Origin of the sequence: Rhizobium jaguaris, from assembly GCF_003627755.1 — a bacterium.
In the GTDB taxonomy this organism is placed as follows: Bacteria; Pseudomonadota; Alphaproteobacteria; order Rhizobiales; family Rhizobiaceae; genus Rhizobium; species Rhizobium jaguaris.
Genome location: NZ_CP032695.1, coordinates 1,874,296 through 1,891,490, shown reverse-complemented (window position 1 = coordinate 1,891,490; position 17,195 = coordinate 1,874,296). Strand labels below are relative to the sequence as shown.

Genomic DNA, 17,195 nt, shown 5'->3' with positions numbered 1-17,195 from the left:
CCATGCACGCTAGCATCTTGAAATATTTCGCAGAAGTTGCGCGTTCGGGCTCGATCCGCAAGGCATCGGACGAGCTGCATGTCGCGACTTCGGCTGTTAGCCGGCAGATCAAGAAGCTGGAGGATGAGCTCGGAACCCCTTTGTTCGAGCGTTTTTCCGACGGTCTGCGACTGACGGCGGCTGGCGAGATCGTCCTGAAGCATGCCAAAGATACGCTGCTGAAATACGAGATCATGAAATCCGATCTCGGCGATCTCCAGGGCAAATGCGCCGGCCGGGTCCATATCGCCTCGCTCGACAGTCTCGCGGTGCAGTTCCTGCCGGAATTCGTCATGGGCTTCCACAAGCGGCACCCGGCGGTGGATTTCCGCATTCGCAACGACAACTACACCAGTATTTTCCGCTTCATAGCGGAAGGCGACGTTGATATCGGCGTCACCTTCGATCTTGCTCGGCCACATGATATCAAGCTGGTCTATGGCATTCCGATGCCGCTGATGGCGATCGTGTCGCGCAATCATCCGCTGGCGCGGCAGAAATCGGCCACGCTGCAGGAATGCGCGCAGTTCAAGCTGCTTTTGCAGCTCGACAATGAAGTCATGAGCTCGATGATCGCCGTCGAGCTCGGTGCACTTAATCGTGTTGGCCGTACGCTGGTCGCGACGAACAATCAGATGATGCTGAAGCCATTGATCCTGTCAGGCGAGGGCGTCGCCTTCTTCACGCCACTTGGCCTCCTGGAAGAGCTCGAAGCCGGGGAGGTCGTTGCTTTACACATCGCCGGCTCGCAGTTGCACAATCTGCAGGTCGGCATCGTCGTGCCGCGTCAGCGCCAGCTTACCCATGCGACTGAAGTGGTGATCGAGTCGATGAGCATCGAGCTGAAGAAGTTCAGCGACAAGATCCATGCCGTGATCCAAAGGTAAAGAAGATGACGACACCCTCCCGGCTGCTGCTCCGTCCCGGCCACGAGGTTGCGGGGCGTTTCGACGGCACGACGCGGTTTCCCTTAGGAGTGGACGGATCGCTCGCACTTGGCCCGGGCGATCTGGTGATGCCGCCGCCCGTCAACGCCCATGACCATGGATACGGCATTCGCACGCTCGATTTCGGCGCCGTCGACGACGCCCTGGAGGTCTGGATTCCCGGCATGCGCCTGCGACCGAGGACAGATGCCTATCTGGAGGCGCTGGTGGCGTTCGCGCGGCTGGCGCGAACGGGCGTGGGCGCGACGATGCATTGCCACAACTCGCTGAATATCAACCGGCTCGGCGATGAAGCTTCCGCCGTCATCCGCGCTGCGGGGGATGTCGGCATTCGTTTGGGACTATCCTGTCCATTACTTGATTTCGATCCCTGGGCCTATGGCGGCGGGCCGGAGAAATTAAAGCCCTTGCTCAGCGACGATGACTGGCAGGCCCTGTTGCCGAGCATTCCGTCCTATGCGCCGATTGCAGAACAGATCGCCGCCGTCGAGGCTGTGGCTGCGGCAAATTCCAATCCGATGGTCGATGTCCAGTACGGACCGATCGGCCCGCAATGGTGCTCCGGCGCCATGCTGGAAGCGATCGCCGAGGCGTCCGCGCTCAACAACCGGCGCATCCACATGCATCTTCTGGAAAGCCCCCGGCAGCGGCAGTGGCTGGATCGCCGCTTCGCGCAGGGTGTCGTCCGCTACCTCGATGATATCGGCTTTCTGTCGCCACGGCTGGCGGTCGCCCATGGCGTACAGTTGCAGCCGGCAGAATGCGAGCTGCTGGCGGAGAGAGGCGTGCAGCTCGTCAGTAATCCCTCGGCCAATCTGCGCCTGCGTTCGGGCATCGCACCGATTCCTCTCGTGGCGGAGAAAGGCCCGGCCTTCGCTATCGGCCTCGATGGGTCCGGCTTCGACGACGATCAGGATCTCTGGCGAGAGATGCGGCTCATCTATCTTCTGCATGGCGGACGCGAGCTGACGCGCCAGTTCACCGCCGATCAAATCTTTGATGCCGCCATTCATATCGGCGCCAAGGTGGTCAACGCGCCGGCAGCTCAGGATTTTGTGGTGATCGATTATGACGCTCTGACGGCGGATTGCATGTTCGACGATATCGACGAGGCGGAGGTGCTGCTGACCCGCATGACATCGGCCTACGCCAAGGGGCTATTCGTCGCCAGGCGTGAGATCATGCGGAACGGTCGCCTGACCTCCGTCGATTTTGAGGGCGCGCGGCGGGAACTGCGCGAGCAGGCGAGGGGCGACTTGCCCCGCCTTCGGCGCGAACGACAGCTCGCCGGAATATTGTCTACCGCAATCCGACGCTACTACACTCAGTCGTGAGAAGGTCGATTATCTAGCCCACCCTCGCCAATTCAGCGGCAATCGCATCCAGTGTGTCGAGGCGCTCCGTCTCACTGATCTTCAGGTTTGGCGGCAATACATTGCCCCATATCGCATTCCCGGTCCGTTTACTAACGAGATATTTCACCGCCGGAATGAGCGGGTGAGCGGCGACTGCCTGCCTGAGATGTCTAACCCTATCGAGGGTCGTAGAATCGCCCTGGTTCTTCCAAAGCCGTGCCGAGGATTGCGGATCGATATTGACTGTCGCAGAAATGCAGCCGGCGAAATTGTCCTTGTCCGCGCTCGCAAGTGCTGCTTCGTTACTGGGAAACACGGCAAAATCGGGAATTTGCGCGAGCTGACGAGCATAGTCCAAATTGCCCGAACTATCTTTTGCCCCGCGAATGCGCTCGGGAAACATTTGGATGAGTTTTGCTGCCAGCGCGGGAGAGAACTCTATGCCCGTTAGCTGTGGGAAATTGTAGAGATACACGGCGATAGGTGTTTCTGCCATTTCCTGAATGACCTTGGCGAACCACGCAAAAAGCCCTGCGTCCTGAACCGGCTTGTAATAGTAGGGTGGCAGGATCAGCGCCGCGGCATAACCCAGTTCATAAGCTTGCCGCGTCAGCGCGATCGTCGTGTCGAGATCGGGCGTACCTGTGCCGACCATCATCCTGTTGCCGCCGAGGCTCTTTACAGCGGTCGCCATGAGTGCGCTTCTTTGCGAGAAGGAGAGTGAGTTCGCCTCGCCCGTCGTTCCCAGCACATTGAGAAGATCACATCCTTTCGCCAGACACCAGCGGCCATGTTCCAAGAAAGCGTCCGTGTCGATGGTTCCGTTTGCGGTGAGTGGAGTGGGTACGGCTGCGATGACGCCACCGATCTTTGCTGCTGTCATGTCGATATCCATTCTAGATGGTGACGCCCGTCTGGATCAGGCTCTCTCATAGGCGGCGACGAGCGGATGATCCCGATTGGTCGTATAGTTCCCGTCCCAGCCGCCGGGTGAACCCCAGTTGGTCACCCCGGGGCCGAAGAAATCGTGATTGACGGCTTTGAAATGGACCCGGTGCTGCGGAATTTCCTCGTCCCAGGATATCGCGTCGACCGGACAGACCGAGAGACAGAGACCGCAGTTGATACATTCGCCAGGGTGGATATAGAACATCCGCCCACCTTCGTAGATGCAGTCGACCGGGCAGGCGACCGTACAGTCACCATCCTTAACGTCGATACAGGGATCGGCAATGACATAGGCCATGCGGCGGCACCTCAATCTCAGCTTGAGGTGAGTATGGCAAAGTGGGGCGTTGCGAAAAAGCGCTGATTTTCGATGTTTTAATTGCCGCAAAGGCAACGGAGGTCGCGACTTGATCGCCGGATATAGGAGGTCTTATTGTTCTCAAACGGGGTGAATAAGATGGCTGGATCGAGACTATCTATTCTTAGCAATAAACCTCGCAACCTGGCTCGCCGGGTTGCTAGCCGGGTAAACCGTTCCGGTGTCGTTGTGCGCGCATTCGAATTTCACGAGGTTGCGCGGGAGCCGGCGCATGCCTTCTATGCGCGGATGTCGGTAGAAAATGAGGAGGATATCGATCTGCGCAGTGATCGATGGTCACGATCACCACCGCCCCCGGATTTTCAATAGCTCTTCCCGATCATCTCCGCTGCCTTAGAGCCGATCGCCATTGCCGGGGCATTGGTATTTCCGGAAGGAATGAAGGGAATGATCGAGCAGTCGATGACCCGCAGGCCATCGATGCCGCGCACACGCAGCTTTCTGTCGACCACCGACATCGGATCGTCGTCCGGCCCCATGCGCAGGCTGCCGGAAGGGTGATAATTCGTTTTGACGGTCTGGCCGGCGAATTTGGCCAGGGCCCGGTCATCCTGCAGCGCCCGGCCGGGCAGGATTTCGTCCGCGATCTTCGATTTGAACGGTTCCGTCTCCAGCAATTGCCGGGCGACCTTCAGCGAGGCGAGCGTCAGGCGCAGATCGTCCGGATCGCCGAAGAAGTTGCAATCGACCAACGGCTGATCCGCAGGGTTGGCCGAGCGCAGCTTGACGCTGCCGCGTGCCTTCGGGCGTAGCAGGCAGGAAGTGAAGGTGACGCCGTAGGTCGGCCTGGCGGAGGAGACGTCACGGTCGAGATAGACGATCGGGGCGCAATAGAGCTGGATCGATGGGCGTTCGCTGCCGTCCGGGTCGTAGAACAGACAGGATTCGATGCCGGTCGTGGTGACCGGGCCGGAGTTGAAGAGCAGATATTGCAGCCCGTTGCGAAGCATGGGCCACCCCTTGTCCTCACCGAAATAGCCGGATTTGGCTTTGGTCGTGGCGATGACCGGGACTTCGTGATGGTCTTGCAGGTTGGCGCCGACGCCGGGAAGATCGAGAGTAACGGCAATATCATGTTCGCGCAGATGATCGGCCGGACCGATGCCGGACAGCATCATCAGTTTGGCGCTATTGTAGGTGCCCGCGGCGACAAGGATTTCCCGTTCGGCATGGACCGTGTGGCTTTCTCCATTGCGCGTATAGGTCACACCGGTCGCGCGGCTGTTTTCGATGACGATGCGGTCGACGCGGGCATCGGTGACGATCTCGAGCCGCTTATCGCCGGCAAGCGGATCGAGGAAGGCCTTCTTGGCATCGGAGCGCTCCATCTTGCCGTGCCACTGGCCGTAGGTGTGCTGCATGATGCCGACGCCATTTTGCCTGACGCCGTTGAAGTCGGGATTATAGGGATGGCCGAGCCCTTGCGCGGCCAGCAGGAAATCCTCCGTTGTGTCCGAGATATGCCCCGGCTCGGAGATGCGCAGATTGCCGGATATGCCGTGATATCTGTTGTTGAAGCGCGTATTGGCCTCGATCCCTTTGAAGTGCGGAAGCATGTTGGCATAGGACCATTCTATCCCATGTCCGAGATGGGCGGCCCAGCCGTCGTAATCTTCTTTCTGGCCGCGCATATAGACCATGGCATTGACGGCGCTGCCGCCACCGAGTGCCTTGGCGACCGGAACGATCGGCCCGCGGCCGCCGAGTTGCGGTTGCGGAACCGTATGATGCATTTCGAGGAAGTCGTCGCGGGCGAGATATTTCATGTAGCCGGCGGGAAAGTCCATCAGCTTGGCTGTCTTACGCGGCCCGCGCTCGATGACGAGCACGGAAAAGCCGAAATCGCGCACCAGCCGCATGGCCGCGACGCAAGCTGCCGAACCGCCGCCCGCTATAATGAAATCATAGGTCTTCGCCACCAAAGCTCCCCCCTCGGCCGATATTCACCGCCTCAAATTGATCGTATCAAGCCCCCATCGACTCTGATCCGCGCACCTGTGACGTAAGACGCCCGCTCGCTAGCGAGGAAGGCAACGACATCGGCAAGTTCTTCCGGCTTGCCGTAGCGGCCCGCCGGGATGGTGGCAATCGAAGCGGCGCGGACCTGATCGAGTGTCATGTTCTGCCGCTGGGCCGCGGCTTGGTCGAGCTGATCGACGCGGTCGGTATGAATGCGGCCCTGGACGATGACGTTCACGGTGACACCGGCAGAAGCGACTTCGCCCGCCAGCGTCTTCGACCAACCGACAACAGCCTGCCGCAGCCCGTTGGAAATCGCTAGCCGCGGTATCGGCACTTCGACGCCGGAAGAAGTAAGCGTGATGATACGCCCCCATTTGCGCTCGACCATCTTCGGTAGGAGCTGTTGGGTCAGCCCGATCAGGTTCGCCACCATGCCTTCGAAGGCCGAGACCCAGATATCGGGTGCGATGGCCTGTGCTTCACCCGGCGCGGGCCCGCCGGAATTATTGATCAGAATATCGACGCCGCCATCGGTCAGGATGGATTGCGCGAGAGCTGAAACGCTGGCGCGGTCGTTCAGATCGACGCGCATGGCGCGGATCTTGCCGGTAGTGCCGGACTCCAGCTTGTTATTGAGGGCATCGATCAATTCACTGCCGCGCGCCGCGCCGATGACGTCAGCGCCTTCGTTGGCCAGTGCCAAGGCGATCGCCGCGCCCAATCCCTTGCTGGCGCCCAGCACCAGTGCCTTCTTGTCTTCCAGCCCGAGCCTCATGCACCGATCTCCTGAAGACGGACCGCTTGTCGGACGAGCAGGCGCTCCACGTCCTTCACATCGAGCGGCGAAAGCTTGGCACCGGGTTTGCGCAGTGCGGCTGATTTGATGACACCACGTTTGGCGAGAACATATTTGCGGGCGGCGAGACCAATACCCTGTTGCTGCTCGTAGCGTGCCAGTGGCAGATAGGCGTCGAAGATTTCATGCGCCCGGTCGACATTTCCGGCCGTATAAGCCTGCACGACGCCGACCATCATTTCCGGATAGCAGAAGCCGGTCATGGCGCCATCGGCGCCGCGGCCCATTTCTTCGGGCAGGAAGAGCCCGCCATTGCCGCAGAGGATGGAGATGCGTCGCGTTTCACCCTTGTCGCTGGAACCGCGCAACGCGGTGATCTTCGACAGACCCGGCCAATCCTCATGCTTGAGCATGACGCAATTCGGCACTTCCTTGATGATCCGGTCGATAACCTTGGGTGCGATGGTGACATTGGTCGTGAGTGGGTAATCCTGCAGCACGAAAGGCATGTTGCCCAGCACTTCGCCGACGGATTGATAGAAAGCAAAGGCCTGGTCGTCGGTCTTGATCGTCCAGGGCGGTGCAACCATGACGCCCGCCGCCCCCTGGTCCATCACCGCCTCGGCCAGTTCTTGCATCGGCGCAAGCCCGGGCGCGGAAACGCCGACAACAACCGGCAGGCGGCCATCGAGGCGCTTCAGCACGCGCTCGACAACGGTGCGCGATTCCTCCGCCGTCAATTTCGGCGCCTCGCCGAGCTGACCGAGTACCGTCAGCCCGGTCACCCCGACGCTTTCGTAGAAATCCACCATGCTGTCGATGCTGGCGAAGTCGAGCGCGCCTTCGTCGGTGAAGGGTGTTACGGCGATCACGTAGACGCCTTTGGCCTCTTCGGTCAGTCTGGCCATCTTGCCGCCTCCAAATTCATTCGCCGAACAGATGGTCCGGCGCTACTGGCAAACATCGTCATAATTTTTGTTGTTCGTCAAATGATTAGGCAGCGTCGCTTTGAGATGATGCTTCAACGGAGCCGATTTCCCTGACCATCGAAATAGCGGCGTCTTTCCGGCGCGCAGCGCAGATAAAGTACATCGCCGCGCTGAACATCCGGACCCTCGCGATATTCAGCGATCAGGCTCTGGCCGTCCTCTGTCTGGCAATAGAGATACCGCGTGCCGCCGAGATATTCGTCGAAATCGACGGTTACGCGGATCGCATCATTGCTGTCCGGCACGACGACGAGATGTTCCGGGCGCATGCCCAGCATCAGCTTGTCGCCGGGCGCCAGGCTGGCCTTCCGTATATCGGTCTTGATGCAACCGCCGGGGACTTTGGCGGAGCCATCGGAGGCCCATTCGGCTTCGATCATGTTCATGCGTGGCGAACCGATGAAGCCGGCGACGAAGATATTGGCCGGATCTTCATAGACCTCGCGTGGGCTGCCGACCTGCTCGATCTTGCCGTCCCTGAGCACGACTATCTTGTCGGCGAGCGTCATCGCCTCGGTCTGATCGTGCGTCACATAGATCATCGTGTTTCCAAGCTCGCGGTGCAGTCGGGCGATTTCGATACGCATGGAGACACGCAGTTCCGCGTCGAGGTTGGACAGCGGCTCGTCGAACAGGAAGACATCCGGCTTGCGCACGATCGCCCGGCCGATGGCGACGCGCTGCCGCTGGCCGCCGGAAAGCTGGCCGGGACGGCGGTCCAGCAAATGATCGATCTTGAGGATCGCCGAAGCGGCCCTGACGCGCGCTTCGATCTCGCCGGCATCGGTTCTGGCCATTTTCAGCCCGAAACCGAGATTTTCGCGCACGCTCATATGCGGATAGAGTGCGTAGGATTGGAAGACCATGGCGATGCCGCGATCGGATGGGTCGAGATCGGTGACATCCCGGCCCTTGATGGCGATCTCGCCATCGGTCACTTCCTCCAAGCCGGCGATCATTCGCAGCAAGGTCGACTTGCCGCAGCCGGAAGGGCCGACGAAAACGACGAAAGCACCTTCCTGCACATCGAGATCGATACCGTGAATGACCTCCAGCCCGCCGTAGCTCTTGCGGACGCCGGTCAATCTCATGCTGTTCTTCGCCATGTCAGGCTCCGTGTTGCATCTGGTCGGCGCGGACCCAGACCAGCATCTCACCCGGCTCGCGATTATCCCATAGATGATACGGAACGAAACGGGCAGTGGCGGCGCGGCTCTTCGGTGGCGCCGTTCGATAGAGGTCTGATCCCCAGTCGGCGTCATCGCGGTTCACCGGAATATCGAGTGCGACTGCGCCCTCCAATGTGGCAATTTCCGCGGTCTGCGCCGCTGCGGGGTTGCCGGCAAGCGTGATGCCGTTGAGATCACGGCCATTATCGGTGGTCTCGACGCAATAGACCAGGGGCCCGCGCATCAGTGCTGCGCGGCCGGCGTCCTGGCGCACTTTGGGATTGGCGAACAGGGTGCGCGGAATCAGCGGAATGTTGAGATCGACTTTATCGCCGCTCTGCCAATCCCGCTCGATGCGAGCATAGCCATCGACAGTGATCGAGGAAAGATCGACGGAGGCGCCATTGATGGCAAGCGTTGCGCCCTCTGCCCATTCAGGGATGCGCAGCGACAGTGCGAAGCGGGTGCTGCGGTCCGGATTGACCTCGAAATGGATCGCGCCATCCCAAGGGTAATTCGTTTCCTGAGACAGTTCGACCGTGGCGCCGCTTGCGAGCGGGACGCGAGCTTTGCTCTCACCATAGAGATGGACGGCGATTTCGTTATCGGCAGCCGCATACATGTAGGAGCCCACCGAAGCGAGCAGGCGGGCGATGTTCGGCGGGCAGCACGGGCAGTTGTGCCAGGTCCAGCGGTGATGTTTGCCGACGCTTTCCAGCGGGTTTTCGTAGAAGAATGTTTTGCCGTCAAGCGATAGCCCGGCCATCGCACCGTTATAAAGCGCCTGTTCCATGATATCGGCATAGCGCCGGTTCGGCCCGCGGCCGAGCATGCGGTTTGCCCAGAAGACCAGGCCGACCGAGGCACAAGTTTCGGCATAGGCGCTTTCGTTCGGCAGGTCGTAATAGTCGGTGAAGCCTTCGTTGGAAGCGGCCGGCCCAATGCCGCCGGTGACATACATCTGCTTGGTGGTCAGATCGTCCCACAGCGTTTCCAGCGCCGAGGTCAGGCTGTCGTCATTATATTCCGTGGCGATATCGGCCATGCCGGAATAGAGATACATGGCACGCACGGCATGGCCGACGACCTTCTTCTGCTCCCGCACCGGCTGGTGGGCCTGATTGTATTCATAGGTCTTCTGCACGAACTTTGCCGGATCGCGGCCGTCGCGCAGCGCCTCCTCGGTAAAGAAATGCGGCTCCTGGCCGCGCTCATCGATGAAATACTTGGCGAGATCGAGATATTTCTTCTCGCCCGTGACGCGAGCAAGCTTGACCAGCGCCAGCTCGACCTCCTCATGGCCGCAATAGCCTCGCAATTGCCCCTCGCCGTGACCGAAAACGGTGATCATGTAGTCGGCAAAACGGCTCATGACGTCGAGCAGCTTGCGCTTTCCCGTCGCCTGGTAATAGGCGACCGCAGCTTCGATGAGGTGCCCAGCGCAATAGAGCTCGTGATGGTCGCGCAGGTTGGTCCAGCGGCGGCCTGGTTGGACGCGTTGGAACCAGGCGTTCAAATAGCCATCCTCCTGCTGCAGTTTTTCATACATGTCGATGATCGCGTCGGCGCGAGCCTCAAGCTCTGGATTCGGGCGGCGATAAAGCGAATAGGCGATGGTCTCGATCGACTTGCCGAGATCGCTGTCCCAGAACATCTGCGTCGAACCCGACCAGGTCTGCAACGGGATGACGATGCCGGGGCTCGGCTGGTCGACGTCGATTGCCTTGATCATGCCGGCCTCGACGCAGCGGTCGAGCAGGGTGGCGGCCGTGGAGTTGCAGATCGCGTCCTGTCGGGCGCCGAAGAGGCCGTGAAGTTCGACATTCGGAACGGGCAGGGGGCGGAATTGGCGATTTTGCTTGTCTGACATGGCTTACATCCGTTTCGTTTGAGGTTCATTTCACCGCGCCGGCCATCAGACCGCGCATGTAATAGCGTTGCAGAAGCAGGAAGACGATGACGCAGGGGATGGTCATGACGGCGATGCCGGCCTGGACCGCGCCCCAGTTGACCGCGCCGAGCCGGCCGGTTCTGACCGCGATCATCAGCACCGGCAGCGTGAATTTCTCATTGCTGGAGAGCAGCACCAGCGCCGCCAGGAATTCGTTCCAGGCGTTGAGGAAGGCGAAGATCGCAACGGTTGCCACACCCGGCAGTACCAACGGGAAGAGAACGCGGAAGAGGAGTTTTAAGTCCCGCGCACCGTCGATGCGGGCTGCTTCCTCGATCTCCTTCGGCACTGCGTCGAAGGCGTTGCGCATCATGAAGACCGAGAAAGGCAGCTGAAGCGTGACATAGACAAGCGTCAGCCCTAGCAGCGAATTGTTGAGGCCGAGCCTTGCCAGGATGATGAAGAGCGGCGTCAGGATCGACTGGAACGGGATCATCAGCGTTGCGATGATCAGGATGAAGAAGGCGCCCTTGAACGGAAACTGATAGCGCGAAAAGCCATAGCCGGCGAGCAGGCTGACCATGACCGTCAGGATGACGGTCGTCACCGAAACGAAGAGCGAGTTCAGCGTATGCTGCACGACACCGGCGCCGAAACCGTCGAGCGCACGGTAGGCGTCGAAGCTGAAGCCCGATGTCGGCCACGGCGGCAGGGGCGGAAGGCTCGCCTCCGTGCCATGCCGGAACGATGACAGCAGCGCGATGGCAAAGGGCGCGAAAAAGAAGATGACGATGATAACGCCGACGCCGTGATAACTGACGGCACCCGACAATTTGCGCCGGGCGCGACGCTCTTTTGCGGTTCTCACCTTTGTGGTGCTCATGTTCGCGATGCTCATGGGCGATCCTCCCCGACGCGCAGCAGCCAGAGTTGGACAATGCTGATCAACACGAGAATAACGAGAAGGGCGATCGACAGTGCCGCGCCATAGCCGAGATTGAAGGACACGAAGGACTGGTTGAAGATGTAGTAGACCACCGAGATCATCTGGTTCTGAGGTCCGCCGCTGGTCATGATGTAGAACTGGTCGAAGGCAAGTACCGAGCCGGTGATCGAGATGATCAAGGCAAGCGCGATCGTCCGACGCATCAGCGGCAGAGTCAGGAAGCGGAAGCGCTGCCAGCGCCTGGCGCCGTCGATTCGGGCGGCCTCCGTCAGCTCCGAGGGGATCGCCTGCAGGCCGGTGAGCAGGATGATCATGGTGAAGCCGGCGATCTTCCAGACCACCATCACGACGATCGTGGCAAAGGCGGTGTCGAAGTCGGCAAGCAGGTTTGGCCTACGGTCGATGAGGCCAAGCGCCTGAGCTGCCGGTACGAAAAAGCCGCTATCGACATTGACGAGCCAGACCCAGAGAAGCGAGGCTGTCGCCAGCCCGACGACGACGGGCAGGAAGATGATGGTGCGGTAAAAGCCGACGAGGCGCCGCTGCTTTTCGACGTAGAGCGCCAGGGGAAAGGCAACCGCGAAAATGACGATGGTGACGATCACCGTATAGTAGGCGGTGAAACGCAAGGCCGCCATGAAGCGAACATCCGACACCATCCTTGTATAATTGCCGAAGCCGATCCAGCGCGGATTGCCGAGCAACGGCCAGTTGTGCAGGCTCATCCAGCCGGTAAAAAGCACAGGCAGGACAAAGAAGACTAGGACCAGCGCCATGGCCGGCGCGATGTAGAGAAATCCGTGCCAACCGGCATGTCGCCGCCGCTTTCGACGACGCAGTGCTCCGATAGCTTCGGGACCAGCCATGGAATGCTCCTGATGTTTTGGTGGGGAGGACCGGGAGGCCAGGCCTCCCGGTCTGTGATGGTTTATTACTGCTGTGCGTTGTCGATGATCGACTGCATTTCCGACTGTGCATTGGAGAAGGCCGAGTCGACGTTGTCTCCAAAGATTGCGGCGTTGGTGAAGCCGGCCCATGGGCCGTTGGCGCTGTTGATCAGGTCGTTGAACTGCAGCGTATAGGGCGTCTTCGCGATGGAGATGGCTTTCAGGCCCACCTGCATGCGCGGATCGAGACCTTGAAGCACCTGGTCGGCGATATCGCCGCGCGTCGGCAGGCTGCCGTATTTTGCCATGATCTTCTGGCCGTCCAGCGAATAGGTATATTCGAGGAACTTCTTCACGGCATCGAGCTTCTTCGTGCCCTTGGAGATGACGAAGTTGTCGCCGCCGGCAAACGAGGACGTCTTGCCGTCAACACTTGGGATCAGCGTTACACCGAAATGGATATCCGGATATTGGGTGATCAGTGTGCCGATCGAGAAGGCGCCGATGCTCTGCTGGCCGATCTTGCCGTTGCTGATGCTCAGGAAGTTGGCGCCGGTGTCACTGGCAGCACCCGCCGGCACCAGGTCCTTCTTGACCATGTTGCGGTAAATATCGACCGCCTTGCGCATCTGCGGCGTGTCGAGCGTCGCTTTCTTGCCGTCGGCCGAAAGAATGTCGGCGCCTGCACCCCAGGTGAGCGGCGTGAAGGTGAAGATCATGCAGCCGCCGCAGCCGCCGCCGGAGAAGTAGAAGCCGTAGGTATCACCGCCGAGCGCGCGGATTTTCTCGGCATTGCTGGTGATCTCGTCCCAGGTCGCCGGCGCCTTGTCCGGATCGAGACCGGCCTTCTTATAGAGGTCCTTGTTCCAGGCGAAGACGGAGGTCTCGACCGAGAGCGGCAGGCCATAAATATGGTCCTGATAGGTGCCGAGCTTCACATGCGACGGCGAGAGCGAGTTGAAATAGGGAAGGCTTTTGGCCCAATCGGTCAGATCTTCCAACTGGCCGGCTGCGGCGAAGGCTGGCGTGTAGATCAGGTCCATCGACAGGGCGTCGGGGGCCTGTCCGCCGGCGATCGCGGTTGCGTATTTCTGCACGAGTTCCGAGAAGGGCACCTCGGTCATGGTGACCTTGTCGTCGTGGCTGGCGTTATAAGCCTCGACGACCTTCTTGAAGGAATCGCCGATGCCGGAGCGCACCCACATCGAGATCTCGGCGGCGGATGCGCCGGACATTAGGCACAGAGATATGAGGCCGGTTGCGGCCAGAAGTCGCTTCATCATGTTTCTCCTCCCATGGGGCGTTTCCGTCTGCCCCTCTTCCTCAACTAATGATCGGGGTTTCCCCCACACGACTGCCGCACGACCAATTCGCACGGCAATGTCCTGATCCCCGGTTCGACGGCGCGGCCTTCCGCCAGCGCCAGAACCGTCAGCCCGGCCTCCCGACCGAGCGCTTTGAGATTCATGTCGACCGTCGTCAGCGGCGGCCGCGTCTGGGCGGCGACGATCTCCCAATTGTCGAAGCCGACCACGGAGACGTCCTGCGGCACGCGTACATCGCGCTCGCGCAGGGCGTCGACCACGGCACGAGCGATCTGGTCGTTGCCGCAGAAAATGCCGTCCGGCTTCGGTCCGGGGGTACCCCATAATTTGGCAACGGCCTCATGCCCCCAGGCCTCGGACCATGTGCCGTACAGTACCGGCAGCGTGTCACCGACGAGGCTGCGATAGGCCCTGGCGCGCTCGCGCACCGAAACGAAGCTTTCCGGGCCGGTGATATGGGCGATCCGGCGACGGCCGAGACCCATGAGCCATTCGACGGCCAGAGTGGCGCCCTGAAAATCGTCGGCGCAGAAGGTGACGCTGCCGGGCGTCCCTTCGGTAAAGGCGTAGACGACGGGTACGGGCAGATGAGACAGATCCACCGGCAGCCGGCGGTCGATCCTCTTTCCCGAGGCGATGATGCCATCGACGCTCTTGTCCAGCATAGCGTCCACATGAACCTTTCCGAGGGCAGGATCGTCTTCGATCGTGCAGAGAAATACCGAGACGCCGTGATCAACGAGCGCCTCGGTAATGCCGGCCATGACAGGGAGAGTGAAACGGCCGTAGGTATCGTTGGTCAAAAGACCGATGGTGAAACTCCGATTGCTGAGCAGGCCCTTGGCTAAAGCATTCGGTCGGAACCCGATCTCGGTCGCCACCCGCTTGACCCGCTCCCTGGTGTCGTCGCCCATCCGCCCGGTATTGTTCAACGCCTTCGATGCGGTCGAAATGCTGACACCTGCGGCAGCGGCAACATCGTGAATCGTTACCCGACCGTTTCTAATACGCTGATTTTCCAGGTGTCCTCTCCCGAACTCATTTGTCGTGAGAAAAGCTTTTCTCTAGGCGGGAGTCAAGATGGGAAAAGCTTTTCTCAAAATTTTTTGATCATGCCTGCCTATTGATGTCTTTCGCTGCAAACCGCCGGATATCTGCGCGACTTTTACTGCCGGTCGAAAGACCAGCGGTTCACCATATAGGTGCGTGGCGACGTTCCGAGCATGCGCCGGAACATTGTGGTGAAGGCGGCGACACTCTCGTAGCCGGCCTCCAGCGCGACATTGGTCACCGGCTGTCCTTCCGCAAGTTGCGGCAGGCATGCGAAGACGCTCGCCTGCTGACGCCAGGTGGTGAAACTAATGCCTGTTTCCTTGCGAAATTGCCGCGTGAAGGTCCGGCGGCTCATCGCCAGCTTTTCGGCCCAATCGTCCAGCCGAGCATTCGGCGTTGGGTTTGTCAGATAATCGCGGCACAGCGCTGCCAACCGCCGGTCGGACGGGAAGGGGAGGCCGAGCGGACGTTGCTCGAGCGTCGAAATCTCCTCGATGAGGAGGGAAAGGACAAGCTCGGCCTTGCGATTTCCGAGCGGAGCCTCCCGCAACCGGATGGCTTCTAGCAGCAGACTGCGTGCGAGATCCGTTACTTCGACCACGCGAGGCGCCTCGTCCGACAGTGTTGGATCGCGCGGTGTCACATAGACCGATTTCATGCTGACATCGCTCAACATCTCAACGGAGTGTTCCAGGCCAGCAGGAATGAACAATGCGTGGCCGGGCGGCACCATCCATCGGCCCCGGGTCGTCAGGATCAAGACAACGCCGGCGAAAACGCAGAGCAATTGCGTGCGGCGATGATGATGCCAGGGAACAGTGTAGCCTTGCGGCGGCTCCGAACTGTGGACGAGTACGTCCGCGTTCGATTCCTCCATCCAAAGCATATTTTGCTCGTGGTCCCTTTCGAGTGTCGCGAGCAGCTTTTGAGAGAGCTTTTCCATTTTGGCCCAATCGCGAAAGAACTGGACCAAAACACGAAAGAAGGTCACCCGCAAGCCGTGTAAAAGGCTGAACAAACAGCATGGCCGAAAAAAGAATCGGCCGGCGCAGGAAGGAATCCTCAATGGTTGCGGCATTTTCGGGTACGCAGGCCCGATTCGAGAAGACGACGATTTCAATCGTGGTGGCGGTCAGCGTCTGCCATCTTCTGAACGACATCATGCAATCGCTGCTGACATCGCTCTATCCGATGTTCCGTGAGAATTACGCCCTCGATTTCGTTCAGATTGGCCTTCTGACGATGACGTTTCAGATTACGGCATCGCTGTTGCAGCCGATCGTTGGCATCGTCACCGACAAATGGCCCATGCCCTATTCGCTGCCGGTCGGTATGGTCAGCACATTTTCAGGGCTGGTTCTGCTCGGTTATGCCAACAGCTTTGCCATCCTTCTGGTCGCAGCAAGCCTCATCGGTTTTGGGTCTGCCGTGTTCCATCCGGAAGCCTCGCGCGTTGCGCGGCTGGCTTCCGGCGGACGCCATGGCCTGGCGCAATCGCTCTTCCAGCTTGGCGGTAATGCCGGTTCTGCCATAGGGCCGCTGATCGCCGCCTTCTTCGTGCTCCAGCACGGCCAATCGAGCGTCGCTTGGCTTTCGGTTCTTGCTGTGATCGGCTTCATTGTCCTGAGCTGGGTCGGCACCTGGTACATCAGCCATCGGCGCCAGCAGGCCGCGCGTCCGGCTCCCAGCCGCGCCTTGCCGATAGCACGTAACAAGGCCATGTGGGCGCTTGCGATCCTGATCCTGCTGACTGCAACGAAGAACGTGTATATGGCGAGCATATCGAGCTATTTCACCTTCTACGTCATCGACAAGTTCCATCTCGACGTTCGCGATGCGCAATTGATGCTGTTCCTATTCCTCGGTTCAGTTGCGGTCGGAACGATTATGGGCGGTCCGGTCGGCGACCGTCTCGGAGCGCGCTTTGTCATTTGGTTCTCGATCCTGGGCGTTATCCCCTTCGCTCTGATGATGCCCTATGCGAACCTGTTCTGGACCTGCGTCCTGACGGTGGTGATCGGATTGGTGTTTGCTTCTGCCTTCCCGGCCATCGTGGTCTTCGCGCAGGAATTGATCCCCGGGCGCGTCGGGCTAATCGGCGGCATCTTCTTCGGCTTTGCTTTCGGGGCAGGCGGACTTGGTGCCGCGTTCCTCGGCGATTTTGCCGATACGCACGGAATTTCCTTCGTCTACACCGTCTGCTCCTATCTGCCGCTGCTCGGTCTGTTCACGATCTTTTTGCCGCGCATACCTCGGCATTGAGCAATAGTGGCGGGGTGGTTTACTGCCCCGCCGGGACGCTTCATCGTCCCGGCTCTTCGCATGGGGAGCCGAGCCTAATAAATCGCTTCTATTTTTGAGACTGGTCATCGGCCTGTTCTTCGCCTTAATCTATGCCTGCTTCACGCAGGAGGAGGAGACCGTCGAGTGAGCACAGGCACCAAAGTCCCGGCCGAGGAGCGTTTCTCCGGCGGCCTTTCCTACCTGCTCTTGCCAGTCACGTTCGTCT

Annotated in this window: 15 protein-coding genes; 3 read left to right on the top strand and 12 right to left on the bottom strand. The window is 60.0% G+C overall.

From position 1 onward, the window contains the following. Positions 1-2 precede the first annotated feature (2 nt). Together CCGE525_RS30965 and CCGE525_RS30960 are read left to right on the top strand one after the other, a co-directional pair. Positions 3-926, top strand: coding sequence for a LysR family transcriptional regulator (locus CCGE525_RS30965; RefSeq protein WP_120708023.1), 924 nt, complete (start codon positions 3-5; stop codon positions 924-926). Between the two features lie 5 nt (positions 927-931). Then, entirely contained in the window at positions 932-2,320 is a 1,389-nt protein-coding gene (locus tag CCGE525_RS30960; RefSeq protein ID WP_120708022.1) for an amidohydrolase family protein, read from the top strand. 13 nt (positions 2,321-2,333) lie between these two features. Here CCGE525_RS30960 and CCGE525_RS30955 read toward each other — a convergent pair whose 3' ends face one another. The 12 genes from CCGE525_RS30955 to CCGE525_RS30895 form a co-directional block, all read right to left on the bottom strand. Then, a complete protein-coding gene (locus CCGE525_RS30955) occupies positions 2,334-3,224 on the bottom strand; it encodes a dihydrodipicolinate synthase family protein (RefSeq protein WP_120708724.1) in 891 nt (296 codons plus the stop codon). Positions 3,225-3,260: 36 nt separating this feature from the next. Continuing rightward, positions 3,261-3,587, bottom strand: a complete 327-nt coding sequence (gene fdxA / locus CCGE525_RS30950) for a ferredoxin (RefSeq protein ID WP_120708021.1) — start codon at positions 3,585-3,587, stop codon at positions 3,261-3,263. A 383-nt stretch (positions 3,588-3,970) separates the two neighbouring features. Continuing rightward, entirely contained in the window at positions 3,971-5,587 is a 1,617-nt protein-coding gene (locus tag CCGE525_RS30940) for a GMC family oxidoreductase (protein WP_120708020.1), read from the bottom strand. A 32-nt stretch (positions 5,588-5,619) separates the two neighbouring features. Then, positions 5,620-6,405, bottom strand: coding sequence for an SDR family oxidoreductase (locus CCGE525_RS30935; RefSeq protein ID WP_120708019.1), 786 nt, complete (start codon positions 6,403-6,405; stop codon positions 5,620-5,622). Beyond that, positions 6,402-7,334 carry a dihydrodipicolinate synthase family protein gene (locus CCGE525_RS30930; protein WP_120708018.1) on the bottom strand — a complete coding sequence of 311 codons (933 nt, stop codon included), beginning with the start codon at positions 7,332-7,334 and terminating at the stop codon, positions 6,402-6,404. The genes CCGE525_RS30935 and CCGE525_RS30930 overlap by 4 nt, the downstream gene beginning before the upstream one ends. Positions 7,335-7,447: 113 nt before the next feature. Next, positions 7,448-8,521: an ABC transporter ATP-binding protein gene (locus CCGE525_RS30925; protein WP_120708017.1), complete on the bottom strand. Its 1,074-nt coding sequence runs from the start codon at positions 8,519-8,521 to the stop codon at positions 7,448-7,450. Between the two features lies 1 nt (position 8,522). Continuing rightward, on the bottom strand, positions 8,523-10,454 hold the full coding sequence (locus CCGE525_RS30920) for a glycoside hydrolase family 127 protein (RefSeq protein ID WP_120708016.1): 1,932 nt from the start codon (positions 10,452-10,454) through the stop codon (positions 8,523-8,525). A 25-nt stretch (positions 10,455-10,479) separates the two neighbouring features. Beyond that, on the bottom strand, positions 10,480-11,343 hold the full coding sequence (locus tag CCGE525_RS30915) for a carbohydrate ABC transporter permease (protein ID WP_120708722.1): 864 nt from the start codon (positions 11,341-11,343) through the stop codon (positions 10,480-10,482). 26 nt (positions 11,344-11,369) lie between these two features. Further along, positions 11,370-12,287, bottom strand: coding sequence for a carbohydrate ABC transporter permease (locus tag CCGE525_RS30910; RefSeq protein WP_120708015.1), 918 nt, complete (start codon positions 12,285-12,287; stop codon positions 11,370-11,372). A 65-nt stretch (positions 12,288-12,352) separates the two neighbouring features. Continuing rightward, positions 12,353-13,591, bottom strand: coding sequence for an ABC transporter substrate-binding protein (locus CCGE525_RS30905; RefSeq protein WP_120708014.1), 1,239 nt, complete (start codon positions 13,589-13,591; stop codon positions 12,353-12,355). A gap of 44 nt (positions 13,592-13,635) precedes the next feature. Further along, positions 13,636-14,655 carry a LacI family DNA-binding transcriptional regulator gene (locus CCGE525_RS30900; protein ID WP_120708013.1) on the bottom strand — a complete coding sequence of 340 codons (1,020 nt, stop codon included), beginning with the start codon at positions 14,653-14,655 and terminating at the stop codon, positions 13,636-13,638. A gap of 143 nt (positions 14,656-14,798) precedes the next feature. Then, positions 14,799-15,629: an AraC family transcriptional regulator gene (locus tag CCGE525_RS30895; protein ID WP_120708721.1), complete on the bottom strand. Its 831-nt coding sequence runs from the start codon at positions 15,627-15,629 to the stop codon at positions 14,799-14,801. Between the two features lie 122 nt (positions 15,630-15,751). Between CCGE525_RS30895 and CCGE525_RS30890 the strand changes: the two genes are divergently transcribed. After that, entirely contained in the window at positions 15,752-16,948 is a 1,197-nt protein-coding gene (locus tag CCGE525_RS30890; protein ID WP_120708720.1) for an MFS transporter, read from the top strand. The last annotated feature ends 247 nt before the right edge of the window (positions 16,949-17,195 follow it).

Bases quoted from the DNA above. Each gene is read 5' to 3' on its own strand.
- CCGE525_RS30965 (WP_120708023.1), top strand. From the start codon at position 3: ATGCACGCTAGCATCTTGAAATATTTCGCAGAAGTTGCGCGTTCGGGC.
- CCGE525_RS30960 (WP_120708022.1), top strand. From the start codon at position 932: ATGACGACACCCTCCCGGCTGCTGCTCCGTCCCGGCCACGAGGTTGCG.
- CCGE525_RS30955 (WP_120708724.1), bottom strand. From the start codon at position 3,224: ATGACAGCAGCAAAGATCGGTGGCGTCATCGCAGCCGTACCCACTCCA.
- fdxA (WP_120708021.1), bottom strand. From the start codon at position 3,587: ATGGCCTATGTCATTGCCGATCCCTGTATCGACGTTAAGGATGGTGAC.
- CCGE525_RS30935 (WP_120708019.1), bottom strand. From the start codon at position 6,405: ATGAGGCTCGGGCTGGAAGACAAGAAGGCACTGGTGCTGGGCGCCAGC.
- CCGE525_RS30930 (WP_120708018.1), bottom strand. From the start codon at position 7,334: ATGGCCAGACTGACCGAAGAGGCCAAAGGCGTCTACGTGATCGCCGTA.
- CCGE525_RS30925 (WP_120708017.1), bottom strand. From the start codon at position 8,521: ATGGCGAAGAACAGCATGAGATTGACCGGCGTCCGCAAGAGCTACGGC.
- CCGE525_RS30920 (WP_120708016.1), bottom strand. From the start codon at position 10,454: ATGTCAGACAAGCAAAATCGCCAATTCCGCCCCCTGCCCGTTCCGAAT.
- CCGE525_RS30910 (WP_120708015.1), bottom strand. From the start codon at position 12,287: ATGGCTGGTCCCGAAGCTATCGGAGCACTGCGTCGTCGAAAGCGGCGG.
- CCGE525_RS30905 (WP_120708014.1), bottom strand. From the start codon at position 13,591: ATGATGAAGCGACTTCTGGCCGCAACCGGCCTCATATCTCTGTGCCTA.
- CCGE525_RS30895 (WP_120708721.1), bottom strand. From the start codon at position 15,629: ATGGAAAAGCTCTCTCAAAAGCTGCTCGCGACACTCGAAAGGGACCAC.
- CCGE525_RS30890 (WP_120708720.1), top strand. From the start codon at position 15,752: ATGGTTGCGGCATTTTCGGGTACGCAGGCCCGATTCGAGAAGACGACG.